8 protein-coding genes, 9 tRNA genes and 2 rRNA genes are annotated in these 13,527 nt (G+C 41.6%); 18 read left to right on the top strand and 1 reads right to left on the bottom strand.

The features are described 5' to 3' along the window. The first annotated feature begins 167 nt into the window (after window positions 1–167). From SCI76_RS13180 to rocF, 12 genes are all read left to right on the top strand, one after another. Window positions 168–3,103 (top strand): 23S ribosomal RNA (locus SCI76_RS13180). Window positions 3,104–3,212: 109 nt separating this feature from the next. Beyond that, window positions 3,213–3,328, top strand: a 5S ribosomal RNA gene (rrf, locus tag SCI76_RS13175). Window positions 3,329–3,337: 9 nt separating this feature from the next. Continuing rightward, window positions 3,338–3,412: transfer RNA gene (locus SCI76_RS13170), tRNA-Asn, on the top strand. 3 nt (window positions 3,413–3,415) lie between these two features. Further along, window positions 3,416–3,490: transfer RNA gene (locus tag SCI76_RS13165), tRNA-Glu, on the top strand. Window positions 3,491–3,513: 23 nt separating this feature from the next. Beyond that, window positions 3,514–3,589 (top strand) — tRNA-Val (locus tag SCI76_RS13160). Window positions 3,590–3,593: 4 nt separating this feature from the next. Further along, window positions 3,594–3,669, top strand: a tRNA-Thr gene (locus tag SCI76_RS13155). An 8-nt stretch (window positions 3,670–3,677) separates the two neighbouring features. After that, window positions 3,678–3,761, top strand: a tRNA-Tyr gene (locus tag SCI76_RS13150). A 7-nt stretch (window positions 3,762–3,768) separates the two neighbouring features. After that, a tRNA-Gln gene (locus SCI76_RS13145) sits at window positions 3,769–3,843 on the top strand. Between the two features lie 4 nt (window positions 3,844–3,847). Beyond that, window positions 3,848–3,920: transfer RNA gene (locus SCI76_RS13140), tRNA-Lys, on the top strand. A gap of 9 nt (window positions 3,921–3,929) precedes the next feature. Then, window positions 3,930–4,004, top strand: a tRNA-Gly gene (locus tag SCI76_RS13135). A 22-nt stretch (window positions 4,005–4,026) separates the two neighbouring features. Then, a tRNA-Ala gene (locus tag SCI76_RS13130) sits at window positions 4,027–4,102 on the top strand. 163 nt (window positions 4,103–4,265) lie between these two features. Continuing rightward, window positions 4,266–5,165, top strand: coding sequence for an arginase (gene rocF, locus SCI76_RS13125; RefSeq protein ID WP_048022388.1), 900 nt, complete (start codon window positions 4,266–4,268; stop codon window positions 5,163–5,165). A gap of 82 nt (window positions 5,166–5,247) precedes the next feature. On the opposite strand, the gene SCI76_RS13120 is transcribed toward rocF, so the two are convergent. After that, complete coding sequence (locus SCI76_RS13120; RefSeq protein ID WP_223260213.1) at window positions 5,248–5,418, bottom strand: aspartyl-phosphate phosphatase Spo0E family protein; 171 nt, start codon at window positions 5,416–5,418, stop codon at window positions 5,248–5,250. 155 nt (window positions 5,419–5,573) lie between these two features. Here SCI76_RS13120 and sigW point away from each other — a divergent pair, with 155 nt between their 5' ends. The 6 genes from sigW to glmS all read left to right on the top strand — a co-directional run bounded on the left by sigW (window position 5,574) and on the right by glmS (window position 12,927). Beyond that, complete coding sequence (gene sigW / locus SCI76_RS13115) at window positions 5,574–6,137, top strand: RNA polymerase sigma factor SigW (protein WP_013054969.1); 564 nt, start codon at window positions 5,574–5,576, stop codon at window positions 6,135–6,137. 14 nt (window positions 6,138–6,151) lie between these two features. After that, window positions 6,152–6,757 carry an anti-sigma factor gene (locus SCI76_RS13110; RefSeq protein ID WP_013081391.1) on the top strand — a complete coding sequence of 202 codons (606 nt, stop codon included), beginning with the start codon at window positions 6,152–6,154 and terminating at the stop codon, window positions 6,755–6,757. Window positions 6,758–6,948: 191 nt separating this feature from the next. Further along, a complete protein-coding gene (cdaA, locus tag SCI76_RS13105) occupies window positions 6,949–7,770 on the top strand; it encodes a diadenylate cyclase CdaA (protein ID WP_013054971.1) in 822 nt (273 codons plus the stop codon). After that, on the top strand, window positions 7,763–9,319 hold the full coding sequence (locus SCI76_RS13100; protein ID WP_028411906.1) for a CdaR family protein: 1,557 nt from the start codon (window positions 7,763–7,765) through the stop codon (window positions 9,317–9,319). The genes cdaA and SCI76_RS13100 overlap by 8 nt, the downstream gene beginning before the upstream one ends. Window positions 9,320–9,347: 28 nt before the next feature. Beyond that, window positions 9,348–10,694, top strand: a complete 1,347-nt coding sequence (glmM, locus tag SCI76_RS13095; RefSeq protein ID WP_028411905.1) for a phosphoglucosamine mutase — start codon at window positions 9,348–9,350, stop codon at window positions 10,692–10,694. A 430-nt stretch (window positions 10,695–11,124) separates the two neighbouring features. Beyond that, the gene (gene glmS, locus SCI76_RS13090; protein WP_014461996.1) at window positions 11,125–12,927 is read left to right on the top strand and encodes a glutamine--fructose-6-phosphate transaminase (isomerizing); all 1,803 of its coding nucleotides are present in this window, start codon (window positions 11,125–11,127) and stop codon (window positions 12,925–12,927) included. Window positions 12,928–13,527 lie beyond the last annotated feature (600 nt).

Here is a 13,527-nt window from a genome sequence, read left to right as displayed (position 1 = left end):
TCTCAATTATAGAAAGCATACTACTTTCTTCTTACTAGATAAGAAGAATTTTGGTTGCGATTGTTCTTTGAAAACTAGATAACAGTAATTGCTGAGGAAAAGTGAAACTTTTCTTTAATCAAACCAATAAATAACACAACATTATGTTGTACCATTTATTCGCTAATGGTTAAGTTAGAAAGGGCGCACGGTGAATGCCTTGGCACTAGGAGCCGATGAAGGACGGGACTAACACCGATATGCTTCGGGGAGCTGTAAGTGAGCTTTGATCCGGAGATTTCCGAATGGGGAAACCCACTGTTCGTAATGGAACAGTATCTTTATCTGAATACATAGGATATTGAAGGCAGACCCGGGGAACTGAAACATCTAAGTACCCGGAGGAAGAGAAAGCAAATGCGATTTCCTGAGTAGCGGCGAGCGAAACGGAATTAGCCCAAACCAAGAGGCTTGCCTCTTGGGGTTGTAGGACACTCTATACGGAGTTACAAAGGAACGAAGTAAATGAAGCGACCTGGAAAGGTCCGTCGAAGAAGGTAACAACCCTGTAGTTGAAACTTCGTTCCCTCTTGAGTGGATCCTGAGTACGGCGGAACACGTGAAATTCCGTCGGAAGCTGGGAGGACCATCTCCCAAGGCTAAATACTACCTAGTGACCGATAGTGAACCAGTACCGTGAGGGAAAGGTGAAAAGCACCCCGGAAGGGGAGTGAAAGAGATCCTGAAACCGTGTGCCTACAAGTAGTCAGAGCCCGTTAACGGGTGATGGCGTGCCTTTTGTAGAATGAACCGGCGAGTTACGATCCCATGCAAGGTTAAGCTGATAAGGCGGAGCCGTAGCGAAAGCGAGTCTGAATAGGGCGTTTAGTATGTGGTTGTAGACCCGAAACCAGGTGATCTACCCATGTCCAGGGTGAAGTTCAGGTAACACTGAATGGAGGCCCGAACCCACGCACGTTGAAAAGTGCGGGGATGAGGTGTGGGTAGCGGAGAAATTCCAATCGAACCTGGAGATAGCTGGTTCTCTCCGAAATAGCTTTAGGGCTAGCCTCATGTTGTGAGAGTCTTGGAGGTAGAGCACTGATTGGACTAGGGGCCCCCAACGGGTTACCGAATTCAGTCAAACTCCGAATGCCAAAGACTTATCCATGGGAGTCAGACTGCGAGTGATAAGATCCGTAGTCAAAAGGGAAACAGCCCAGACCACCAGCTAAGGTCCCCAAGTATACGTTAAGTGGAAAAGGATGTGGAGTTGCTTAGACAACCAGGATGTTGGCTTAGAAGCAGCCACCATTTAAAGAGTGCGTAATAGCTCACTGGTCGAGTGACTCTGCGCCGAAAATGTACCGGGGCTAAACGTATCACCGAAGCTGTGGATTGACATCTTAGATGTCAGTGGTAGGAGAGCGTTCTAAGTGCTGTGAAGTCAGACCGTAAGGACTGGTGGAGCGCTTAGAAGTGAGAATGCCGGTATGAGTAGCGAAAGACAAGTGAGAATCTTGTCCACCGAATGCCTAAGGTTTCCTGAGGAAGGCTCGTCCGCTCAGGGTTAGTCGGGACCTAAGCCGAGGCTGAAAAGCGTAGGCGATGGCCAACAGGTTGATATTCCTGTACCACCTCCCCGCCGTTTGAGTAATGGGGGGACGCAGTAGGATAGGGTAAGCGCGCTGCTGGATATGCGCGTTCAAGCAGTTAGGCTGATGAGTAGGCAAATCCGCTCATCATAAAGGCTGAGCTGTGATGACGAGGGAATTATAGTACCGAAGTTCCTGATTCCACACTGCCAAGAAAAGCCTCTAGCGAGGCGGGAGGTGCCCGTACCGCAAACCGACACAGGTAGGCGAGGAGAGAATCCTAAGGTGATCGAGAGAACTCTCGTTAAGGAACTCGGCAAAATGACCCCGTAACTTCGGGAGAAGGGGTGCTCTGGTAGGGTGTATAGCCCGAGAGAGCCGCAGTGAATAGGCCCAGGCGACTGTTTAGCAAAAACACAGGTCTCTGCGAAGCCGCAAGGCGAAGTATAGGGGCTGACGCCTGCCCGGTGCTGGAAGGTTAAGAGGAGGGGTTATCCTTTGGGAGAAGCTCTGAATCGAAGCCCCAGTAAACGGCGGCCGTAACTATAACGGTCCTAAGGTAGCGAAATTCCTTGTCGGGTAAGTTCCGACCCGCACGAAAGGCGTAACGATCTGGGCACTGTCTCAACGAGAGACTCGGTGAAATTATAGTACCTGTGAAGATGCAGGTTACCCGCGACAGGACGGAAAGACCCCGTGGAGCTTTACTGTAGCCTGATATTGAATTTTGGTACAGCTTGTACAGGATAGGTAGGAGCCTGAGAAGCCGGAGCGCTAGCTTCGGTGGAGGCGTCGGTGGGATACTACCCTGGCTGTATTGAAATTCTAACCCGCGGCCCTGATCGGGCCGGGAGACAGTGTCAGGTGGGCAGTTTGACTGGGGCGGTCGCCTCCTAAAATGTAACGGAGGCGCCCAAAGGTTCCCTCAGAATGGTTGGAAATCATTCGTAGAGTGTAAAGGCACAAGGGAGCTTGACTGCGAGACCTACAAGTCGAGCAGGGACGAAAGTCGGGCTTAGTGATCCGGTGGTTCCGCATGGAAGGGCCATCGCTCAACGGATAAAAGCTACCCCGGGGATAACAGGCTTATCTCCCCCAAGAGTCCACATCGACGGGGAGGTTTGGCACCTCGATGTCGGCTCATCGCATCCTGGGGCTGTAGTCGGTCCCAAGGGTTGGGCTGTTCGCCCATTAAAGCGGTACGCGAGCTGGGTTCAGAACGTCGTGAGACAGTTCGGTCCCTATCCGTCGTGGGCGTAGGAAATTTGAGAGGAGCTGTCCTTAGTACGAGAGGACCGGGATGGACACACCGCTGGTGTACCAGTTGTCTTGCCAAAGGCATCGCTGGGTAGCTATGTGTGGACGGGATAAGTGCTGAAAGCATCTAAGCATGAAGCCCCCCTCAAGATGAGATTTCCCATAGCGCAAGCTAGTAAGATCCCTGAAAGATGATCAGGTTGATAGGTCAGAGGTGGAAGCGTGGCGACATGTGTAGCTGACTGATACTAATCGATCGAGGACTTAACCAAACTTTAAAAGCGTAAGCTTTACTCAGCAAACAGTTATCTAGTTTTGAGAGAACAAAACTTTTTCAAAAAAGTCTTGCTTTCTTTATCAAATCATGTATAATATAATTTGTCTGGTGGCGATAGCGAAGAGGTCACACCCGTTCCCATACCGAACACGGAAGTTAAGCTCTTTAGCGCCGATGGTAGTTGGGACTTTGTCCCTGTGAGAGTAGGACGTTGCCAGGCTATTATTATTCCACAGTAGCTCAGTGGTAGAGCTATCGGCTGTTAACCGATCGGTCGTAGGTTCGAGTCCTACCTGTGGAGCCAACTGGCCCGTTGGTCAAGCGGTTAAGACACCGCCCTTTCACGGCGGTAACACGGGTTCGAATCCCGTACGGGTCACCATTTATTTTTATCTACATAATAGTGGAGGATTAGCTCAGCTGGGAGAGCACCTGCCTTACAAGCAGGGGGTCGGCGGTTCGATCCCGTCATCCTCCACCACCGTGCCGGTGTAGCTCAACTGGTAGAGCAACTGACTTGTAATCAGTAGGTTGGGGGTTCAAGTCCTCTTGCCGGCACCATTTATATCGGAGGGGTAGCGAAGTGGCTAAACGCGGCGGACTGTAAATCCGCTCCTTCGGGTTCGGCAGTTCGAATCTGCCCCCCTCCACCATTTTTATTGGGCTATCGCCAAGCGGTAAGGCAACGGATTTTGATTCCGTCATGCGTTGGTTCGAATCCAGCTAGCCCAGCCATAGAGAGCCATTAGCTCAGTTGGTAGAGCATCTGACTTTTAATCAGAGGGTCGAAGGTTCGAGTCCTTCATGGCTCATTTTAATAAGCGGAAGTAGTTCAGTGGTAGAACACCACCTTGCCAAGGTGGGGGTCGCGAGTTCGAACCTCGTCTTCCGCTCCATTTCTATATAAAAAAACATATTGGGGCCTTAGCTCAGCTGGGAGAGCGCCTGCCTTGCACGCAGGAGGTCAGCGGTTCGATCCCGCTAGGCTCCACCATACATATAAACGTACAACCTTTAAGCAATTTGCTTAAAGGTTTTTTTGTGTAGTTTCTACAAATTAGAATTGTATATATATTCAAAAAAGTGTCGAGTTGAGCCATCGCTCATTTAGCCGTTACAATAAGAGAGTAGCAACATTTGTGATGGGGGGAAATATTATGAATAAGCTTTCAATTATTGGAGTACCAATGGATTTAGGTCAAACTCGCCGAGGGGTCGATATGGGGCCAAGTGCGATACGATATGCAGGTGTTATGGAACGCATCGAGAATATTGGATATAGTGTAGAAGATAAAGGGAATATTGAAATTGCCTTAGCTGAACGAGTACATAGTGATGAAAATACAAACTTAAAGAATTTAAAAGCTGTAGCGGATGCTAGCGAAAGACTTGCTCAGACCGTAAGTGATGTTATTGCAAATAAAAGGTTTCCTTTAGTGCTAGGGGGAGATCACAGCATCGCTATCGGAACACTAGCAGGAGTAAGTCGTCATTATAAAAATTTAGGCGTAATTTGGTATGATGCACACGGAGATTTAAATACAGCAGATACGTCTCCTTCCGGAAATATTCACGGTATGCCATTGGCGGCAAGTATAGGTATAGGAGACGAAGCATTGACTCGAATTGGTGGCTATGCCCCTAAAGTCAAGCCCGAGAATATTGTGATTATCGGAGCCCGTTCTTTAGATGAAGGAGAAAAAGAGCTAATAAAGGAAAAAGGAATTAAAGTGTATACGATGCATGAGATAGATCGAATGGGTATGACAAAAGTAATGGAAGAAACAATTTTATATTTGCGTGATAAAACAGATGGCGTTCATCTATCACTCGATTTAGATGGACTGGATCCACATGATGCACCTGGAGTAGGAACGCCAGTTATCGGTGGAATAAGCTACAGAGAAAGTCATTTAGCTATGGAGATGTTGGCAGAATCTCAGCTAATCACTTCTGCCGAGTTTGTGGAAGTGAATCCTATTTTAGATGAGCGGAATAAAACAGCTACCGTAGCTGTTGCATTAATGGGCTCACTTTTAGGAGAAAAATTAGTATAAAACATTATTGCCTACCAAAAGGTACATGAAACATATGTGAAGATAAAAAAAAGAAGCTCTTAGTTCAGATTCTAGAGCTTCTTTATATAGAGAAAAACTTTTCATATTCATTTAATAGACCATCTAGCTCTGAGCTTACTCTCACCACTGTTAGTGAGGATAAAGGATTTTCTGCTGCAAGAGTGACCATGTTATTTCTACATTCTTCAATTTGATTCAAAAGGTTTTCTTTTGTATGAGTCAAGCTTTCCACTCCTCTTCTTTTCATCTATACTAATTACATAACCTACGTACGATCTTTTTAAACGTATTTGACAAATTTTTGTTAAAATAATTAAGCATAAGTGAAACTTTATGATAAAGTACACGTATATATACTATCCCGCAATGGGCGGAGGTAACCGTTACATGGATTTATTATTAAAAAGAAAAATAAAAAAAGTAAAAAAAGGTGACCAGGATGCGTTTGCTGACATAGTAGAATATCACAAGGATAAACTTTTTCATCTATGTTATCGAATGCTAGGAAACCGGGAAGAAGCGCAAGACGCTGCACAAGAAGCGTTTATTCGAGCCTATGTAAATATTCATAGCTATGACACGAGTAAAAAGTTTTCCACCTGGCTATATCGAATTGCTACAAATCTTTGTATTGATCGAATTCGTAAAAAAAAGCCAGACTATTATTTAGATGCAGAAGTAGCCGGGACCGACGGGTTAAATATGTACTCTCAAATAGCTGCCGATCAGGCCTTACCAGAGGAAGAGCTAGAGCAAGTAGAATTGCAAGAATTCATTCAGTCGGAAATATTAAAGCTACCTGAGAAATATCGAACTGTCATTGTCCTAAAATATATAGATGAGCTGTCGTTAAAAGAAATCAGCGATATTTTAGACCTGCCTCTTGGTACGGTAAAGACTAGAATTCACAGAGGACGTGAAGCTTTAAGAAATCGACTTCGCCACTTGTAAGGAGTGAACTAAGAATGAAATGTCCAAAAATGTATGTAAACCTCATTCATGAGCATTTAGATGGAGATATTACAAAAGAAAATGAACTGTTATTAAAAGAGCATTTGCACCAATGCAAAGGTTGTCAGCAGCATATGCATCAGTTAAAAAGAACGATTGCATTTGTGCAAAGCACTTCTCATATAGAATTACCTATGAACTTTACAGCAGGTGTTATGGCCGGGTTACCACGTGAGAAGAATCGAATTCGAATGAATAGATGGTTTACAAACCATCCGATTCTTAGTGCAGCTGCTGTATTTGTGCTGTTAATGTCCGGCACGGTGTTTTCAGCTTGGGAAACGGATGAAGACTTTTCTGTTTCAAAGCAGCCGAACCTGGTCATTCACGATAAAACAGTCGTTGTACCAAAAGGTGAGACCGTCAAAGGTGATATTACTGTGAGAAATGGCGATATTAAAATTGAAGGAAAAGTAGATGGAAACGTTACTGTTATACATGGTGATAAGTATCTAGCTTCTGCAGGAGAAGTGACAGGCAATATTGAAGAGTTAGACAAGATTTTTGACTGGGTATGGTATAACGTCAAAACTCATGCCAAGCAAGCTGTTGACTTTTAATAGTTAAACATAAAACCGTCCGCTTATCTTGTTAGAGAGGAACAGTGGACGGTTTTATTTATATAAAAAGAAGGCTACATTATATAGGAACAAGGATTTAAAAATAAGATGTAATTTACAGTGTAATTTTGTTTTATGGTATAATAAAACGGTTATGTTATCTTTATTACATATATAGAGGAAGTGAGAAGATGCCTATTGGAGACCTGCCAATCCTCTCATATTTAGGAAAAATTGTTGATGTTCTCCTGGTATGGTTCGTCATATATAAATTAATTATGGTCATAAGAGGTACAAAAGCAGTACAGCTTTTAAAAGGAATCACGGTAATTTTAGTTGTCCGCTTTATAAGTAACTTCCTTGGACTAAATACGTTGCAATGGTTAATGGACCAAGCGTTAACGTATGGATTTTTAGCTATTATTATTATCTTCCAGCCAGAGCTGCGCCGAGCGCTTGAACAGCTTGGGAGAGGACGTTTGTTTTCACGCAGTAATTTGCCTGAAGAAGATGAACGTACCGTTACGATTGAGGCGATTATAAAAGCAACGCATTATATGGCTAAAAGACGCATAGGTGCATTGATCTCAATTGAAAGAGAGACGGGTATGGGTGATTATATTGAAACAGGTATACCGCTCAACTCTAATATTTCTTCTGAATTATTAATCAACTTATTTATACCGAATACACCACTTCATGATGGAGCGGTTATTTTACAGCGGGATCAAGTAGCCGCTGCAGCATGTTACTTACCTTTATCTGAAAGTCCTTTTATTTCAAAAGAATTAGGTACTCGCCATCGTGCTGCTGTAGGAATAAGTGAAGTAACAGATAGTGTGACTGTCATTGTATCTGAAGAAACTGGAGGCATTTCCGTTACCAAAAACGGTGAATTGTATCGTGAATTGACCATTGATACATTAAGAGAAATGCTAGAAAAAGAATTAGTCACAACTTCTAAAGCAACTTCTTCCACTCGTTGGCAATGGAGGTTGAAGAAGAATGGATAAATTGATGAATCGATCGTGGGTTATGAAAATTATCGCGTTGCTGTTAGCCTTCATGTTATATTTATCTGTTAATTTAGATGATGGTGCCAGTTCATCAAATAAAATTCTGAACCGAAGCAGTTCTGCCAACACTGGAGTAGAAACATTAACAGATGTTCCGGTTCAAGTATCCTACAATGAGAAGAACAGAATTGTAAGAGGTGTTCCGGATACGGTCATTATGACACTGGAAGGTCCTAAAAATATTTTGGCTCAAACAAAGCTACAAAAAGATTATCAAGCTTATATTGACCTTGATAATTTAAGCTTAGGGCAGCATAGAGTCAAGGTTCAGTATCGAAATATCTCTGATAATTTAAACGTAGTGGTTAAGCCTGATATTGTAAATGTAACAATTGAAGAACGCGATTCAAAACAGTTTTCAGTAGAGGCAAGCTATGATAAAAATAAGGTCAAAAATGGGTATGAAGCAGGGGAAGCAACCGTTAGCCCAAGAGCCGTCACGGTAACGGGCGCATCAAGTCAATTAGACCAAGTTGCTTATGTAAAAGCTATTATTGATTTAGATAATGCTTCAAAAACAGTGACGAAACAAGCAACTGTTGTCGCATTAGACAAGAATTTAAATAAATTGAATGTAACAGTTCAACCAGAAACGGTCAATGTAACAATCCCGGTGAAAAATATTAGTAAAAAAGTGCCGATCGATGTGATTCAAGAAGGCACGCCAGGCGACGGTGTCAACATTACGAAGCTAGAGCCTAAAACAGATACCGTGAAAATTATCGGTCCATCTGATTCTTTAGAAAAAATCGATAAAATTGATAATATTCCAGTCGATGTTACCGGTATTACGAAATCTAAAGATATTAAGGTGAATGTCCCTGTTCCAGACGGAATAGATAGTGTAAGTCCTAAACAAATTACCGTTCATGTGGAAGTAGACAAACAAGGTGATGAGAAAGACGCAGAAGAAACGGACGCAAGTGCAGCTGAGACTAAGTCATTTAAGAATTTGCCGGTTTCTTTAACTGGTCAATCCTCAAAGTACACGTATGAACTGCTTTCTCCTACTTCAGTAGATGCGGATGTAAAAGGACCAAAATCTGATTTAGATAAGTTAACGAAAAGTGGCATTAGCTTGTCAGCGAATGTAGGGAATTTATCTGCTGGGGAGCACACGGTTCCTATTATAATAAATAGTCCTGACTCTGTTACATCAACACTATCGACTAAACAGGCAAAAGTTCGTGTAACAGCGAAAAAACAATCAGGGACAAATGATGAGCAAACGGATAAAGAAACAAGTGGAAGCACGAGCGATAAAGAAACAAAGCCAGACACGGGAACTGGATCAGGATCAGGAACAAATCCTGGGACGGGAAATTCAGGTGATTCAACTGATAAACCAAGCGAAGAGACTGATACACCTGAAGACAATACAGATACACCAACAGATAATACAGAAACTGGTGACGATAGTAGTAATCAAAGTGATGAAAATTCTACACCCGTAGATGGACAGACAGATAATACATCAGGAAACTAAATGTTTTGACATGAAGGAGAGAAAATTAATGGGTAAGTATTTTGGAACAGACGGAGTACGAGGAGTTGCCAATAGTGAATTAACTCCTGAGCTTGCTTTTAAAATTGGACGCTTAGGTGGTTACGTTCTAACAAAAGATGCAGAGCGACCAAAGGTATTAATCGGACGCGATACACGCGTTTCTGGTCATATGTTAGAAGGAGCGCTTGTTGCAGGCTTGCTTTCAATTGGTGCAGAAGTTATGCGATTAGGCGTTATTTCAACTCCAGGGGTAGCGTATTTAACAAAAGCACTTGGCGCACAAGCAGGAGTCATGATCTCTGCTTCACATAACCCAGTTCAAGATAACGGAATTAAATTCTTTGGTCCAGATGGATTTAAACTGTCAGATGCACAAGAGAATGAAATTGAAGCGTTAATGGATAGTGAAACAGATCAATTACCAAGACCTGTTGGGGGAGATTTAGGTCAGGTAAATGACTACTTCGAAGGTGGACAAAAATATCTTCAATACTTAAAACAAACGGTTGATGAAGACTTCTCAGGTATTCATGTTGCATTAGACTGTGCGCACGGAGCAACGTCATCGTTAGCAGCACATTTATTTGCAGATTTAGATGCGGATATCTCTACAATGGGGGCATCACCAAACGGATTAAACATCAATGACGGTGTAGGATCTACACATCCGGAAGCATTAAGTGCCTTCTTAAAAGAAAAAGGAGCGGATGTTGGGTTAGCATTTGATGGAGACGGAGATCGTTTAATCGCAATCGATGAAAAAGGCGAGATTGTAGACGGTGATCAAATCATGTTCATTTGTGCAAAGTACTTATATGAACAAGGACGTTTAAAGAAAAATACGCTTGTTTCTACCGTTATGAGTAACTTAGGCTTCTATAAAGCACTAGAAGCTAGCGGAATTGAAAGTGCACAAACTGGTGTAGGCGACCGTTATGTAGTAGAAGAAATGAAAGCTAATCAATATAACCTAGGTGGAGAACAGTCAGGTCATATTATTTTCTTAGATTACAACACAACAGGTGACGGTATGCTTTCAGCTATTCAGCTTGTAAACATTATGCAAGCAACGAAAAAGCCTTTATCAGAATTAGCAGCTGAAATGAAGAAGTATCCTCAGCTTCTTGTAAATGTAAAAGTAACGGATAAGCATCATGTTACAGATAATGAGAAGGTAAAAGTGGTTATTGAAGAAGTGGAAAAAGAAATGAACGGTAATGGCCGAGTACTTGTACGCCCTTCAGGAACAGAGCCGTTAGTACGTGTTATGGTTGAAGCACAAACACAAGAAGAGTGTGAAACTTATGTAACGCGTATCGTAGAAGTAGTAAAAGAAGAAATGGGCTTAGAGTAATTCATTAATTATATGCATAAGCGGTGACGTTTCGAGCTGCTTATGCATATTTTTATATTGTTGAGAAAAATTCTTGGAAATTATCTGATGCTAAAGGCTGTTTTTACAGATAGTAAAGAAGATAATTGACGTTTTCTCACTTCTTATTGTAATATTAAATCTGTTCGTCTCTTAATTTATGTAAAGGAGTGAACAATCTATTTTAAAAGTGAATACAAAGCGCCTGAACTAAGTAAAGGGACGGAAACGACTTAGTTGACGAGGAGGAGGTTTATCGAAGTATCGGCGGATGCCTCCCGGTTGTTGATTATCACGGCCGAAAACTTGATGTGAAAAACAATGAGGTGACTTATTGGACAAAAGCATTGAGATGATAATCATTGATGATGAAAAGAGACTCTCTTTTCATACATGAAGGAGGATTTTATCTATGTGCGGAATTGTAGGATATATTGGAACAGAAGATTCGAAAGAAATTTTATTACGTGGTCTTGAAAAGTTAGAATATCGTGGCTATGACTCAGCAGGTATTGCAGTTGTTAACAATGAAGGCGTACACGTATTCAAAGAAAAAGGTCGTATTGCAGAATTGCGTCAGGCAGTAGATAACAGTGTTGTAGCACCAGCAGGTATCGGTCATACGCGTTGGGCAACTCATGGTGTACCAAGCCAAGAAAATGCTCACCCGCATCAAAGTACATCTGGACGCTTCACGCTTGTGCATAATGGTGTAATTGAAAACTACGCTATTTTAAAACGTGAATATTTACAAGATGTAACGTTCAAAAGCGAAACGGATACAGAAGTAATCGTTCAGTTAATTGAAAAAATCGCAGCAGAAGGCTTAGATGTAGAAGAAGCGTTCCGCAAGACAGTAAGCTTGCTTCACGGTTCTTATGCACTAGCTCTTGTTGATAACGAAGATAAAAATACAATCTACGTAGCTAAAAACAAAAGCCCGCTTCTTGTAGGTGTTGGCGAAGGATTTAACGTTGTAGCAAGCGATGCTATGGCAATGCTTCAAGTAACAGATCAGTACGTAGAATTAATGGATAAAGAAACAGTAATTGTTACAAAAGAAGGCGTAACAATTAAAACGCTTGATGGTGAAGTGGTAGAAAGAGCACCTTACACAGCAGAGCTTGATGCAAGTGATATTGAAAAAGGTACGTACCCTCACTATATGTTAAAAGAAATTGATGAGCAGCCTTTAGTTGTTCGTAAAATCATTCAAGAGTATCAAAATGAAAACAATGAACTGCACATTGATGCAGACATTTTAGGAGCAATGGATGAAGCAGACCGCATCTATATCGTAGCATGTGGAACAAGCTATCATGCAGGCCTAGTAGGTAAACAATTCATTGAAACGTGGGCGAAGGTTCCGGTAGAAGTGCACGTAGCAAGTGAATTCTCTTACAACATGCCGCTTTTATCTGAAAAGCCACTGTTTATCTTTATTTCTCAAAGTGGAGAAACAGCTGACAGCCGTGCAGTATTAGTTCAAATTAAAGAACTAGGTTACAAAGCGTTAACAATCACAAACGTTCCGGGATCAACATTATCTCGTGAATCTGATTATACGTTATTACTTCATGCAGGTCCGGAAATTGCTGTAGCATCAACAAAGGCTTATACAGCTCAATTAGCAGTCCTATCAATTCTAGCGGCTGTAACAGCAAAAACACGCGGCATTGAATTAGAATTTGATTTAGTTCAAGAGTTAGCAATCGTAGCAAACACAATGGAAGTACTTTGCGACGACAAAGAAGAAATGGAAAGCATTGCTCTTCAATTCTTAGCAACAACTCGCAACGCATTCTTTATTGGACGTTCTGTTGATTATTATGTAGGTTTAGAAGGCGCGTTAAAACTAAAAGAAATCTCTTACATTCAAGCAGAAGGATTTGCTGGAGGAGAGCTTAAGCACGGAACAATCGCTTTAATTGAAAACAATACGCCAATTATTGCATTAGCAACACAAGAACATGTAAACTTAAGCATCCGTGGTAACGTAAAAGAAGTAGTAGCACGTGGAGCTAATCCTTGTATCATTTCAATGAAAGGATTAGAAACAGAAGAAGATCGCTACGTGATTCCGAAAGTTCACGAAACACTTTCACCACTAGCAGCGGTTATTCCTTTACAATTAATCTCTTACTACGCTGCATTGCACCGCGATTGCGATGTAGATAAACCACGTAACTTAGCAAAATCAGTTACTGTAGAATAATAAGGTTCTAGACACCCTTCTATTGTAGAAGGGTGTTTTTGTATATAATTCTCATTGAGCTAAAAAATATATTTGCTTGCTTCATTTATTTTATATAATAGAGTAGGTAAATGAATGAAACTTATTTATAAAAAAGGAAGTGAAAAGTATTAGTGGAGTAGCTCAAAGTATAAAGTACGTGTTGCGAGGCATCTTTTTTGTCTTGTATTTTCCCTTTTATTTTGTATTTCAAATTTTGTGTAAGATATGGATATATTTTATCGCTAAGCCCCTCATATGGATAGGAACAAGAATTATTCAACCTGTCATTGATTTCATTTGGAGATACATTATACGTTTTTTATTCGTTTATCCTATTTCTTGGCTATGGAGTGTCCTCATCTATCCTTTTATTCTCTTCGTTTGGAAACGATGTTTTTTGCCTATAACTAGATTTATATGGAAGTATGTTTTATACCCTGTTTTATACATGGTTTGTTACCCTTGTTATCTTCTATGGAAATATGTTGTGCTGCCATTTTACAATGAAATTGTTATTCCCGTGGTTTCATTTTGTCAGCGTATATTCTTCTGTTTTTGGAAAGGAGTTAAGTGGATCAT

Origin of the sequence: Priestia sp. HNGD-A6, assembly GCF_045784335.1 — a bacterium.
GTDB classification, from domain to species: domain Bacteria; phylum Bacillota; class Bacilli; order Bacillales; family Bacillaceae_H; genus Priestia; species Priestia zanthoxyli.
This window is presented reverse-complemented; position numbering and strand designations above follow the sequence as displayed.

Coding starts and splice junctions, on each gene's coding strand:
- rocF (WP_048022388.1), top strand. CDS start 4,266: ATGAATAAGCTTTCAATTATTGGAGTACCAATGGATTTAGGTCAAACT.
- sigW (WP_013054969.1), top strand. CDS start 5,574: ATGGATTTATTATTAAAAAGAAAAATAAAAAAAGTAAAAAAAGGTGAC.
- SCI76_RS13110 (WP_013081391.1), top strand. CDS start 6,152: ATGAAATGTCCAAAAATGTATGTAAACCTCATTCATGAGCATTTAGAT.
- cdaA (WP_013054971.1), top strand. CDS start 6,949: ATGCCTATTGGAGACCTGCCAATCCTCTCATATTTAGGAAAAATTGTT.
- SCI76_RS13100 (WP_028411906.1), top strand. CDS start 7,763: ATGGATAAATTGATGAATCGATCGTGGGTTATGAAAATTATCGCGTTG.
- glmM (WP_028411905.1), top strand. CDS start 9,348: ATGGGTAAGTATTTTGGAACAGACGGAGTACGAGGAGTTGCCAATAGT.
- glmS (WP_014461996.1), top strand. CDS start 11,125: ATGTGCGGAATTGTAGGATATATTGGAACAGAAGATTCGAAAGAAATT.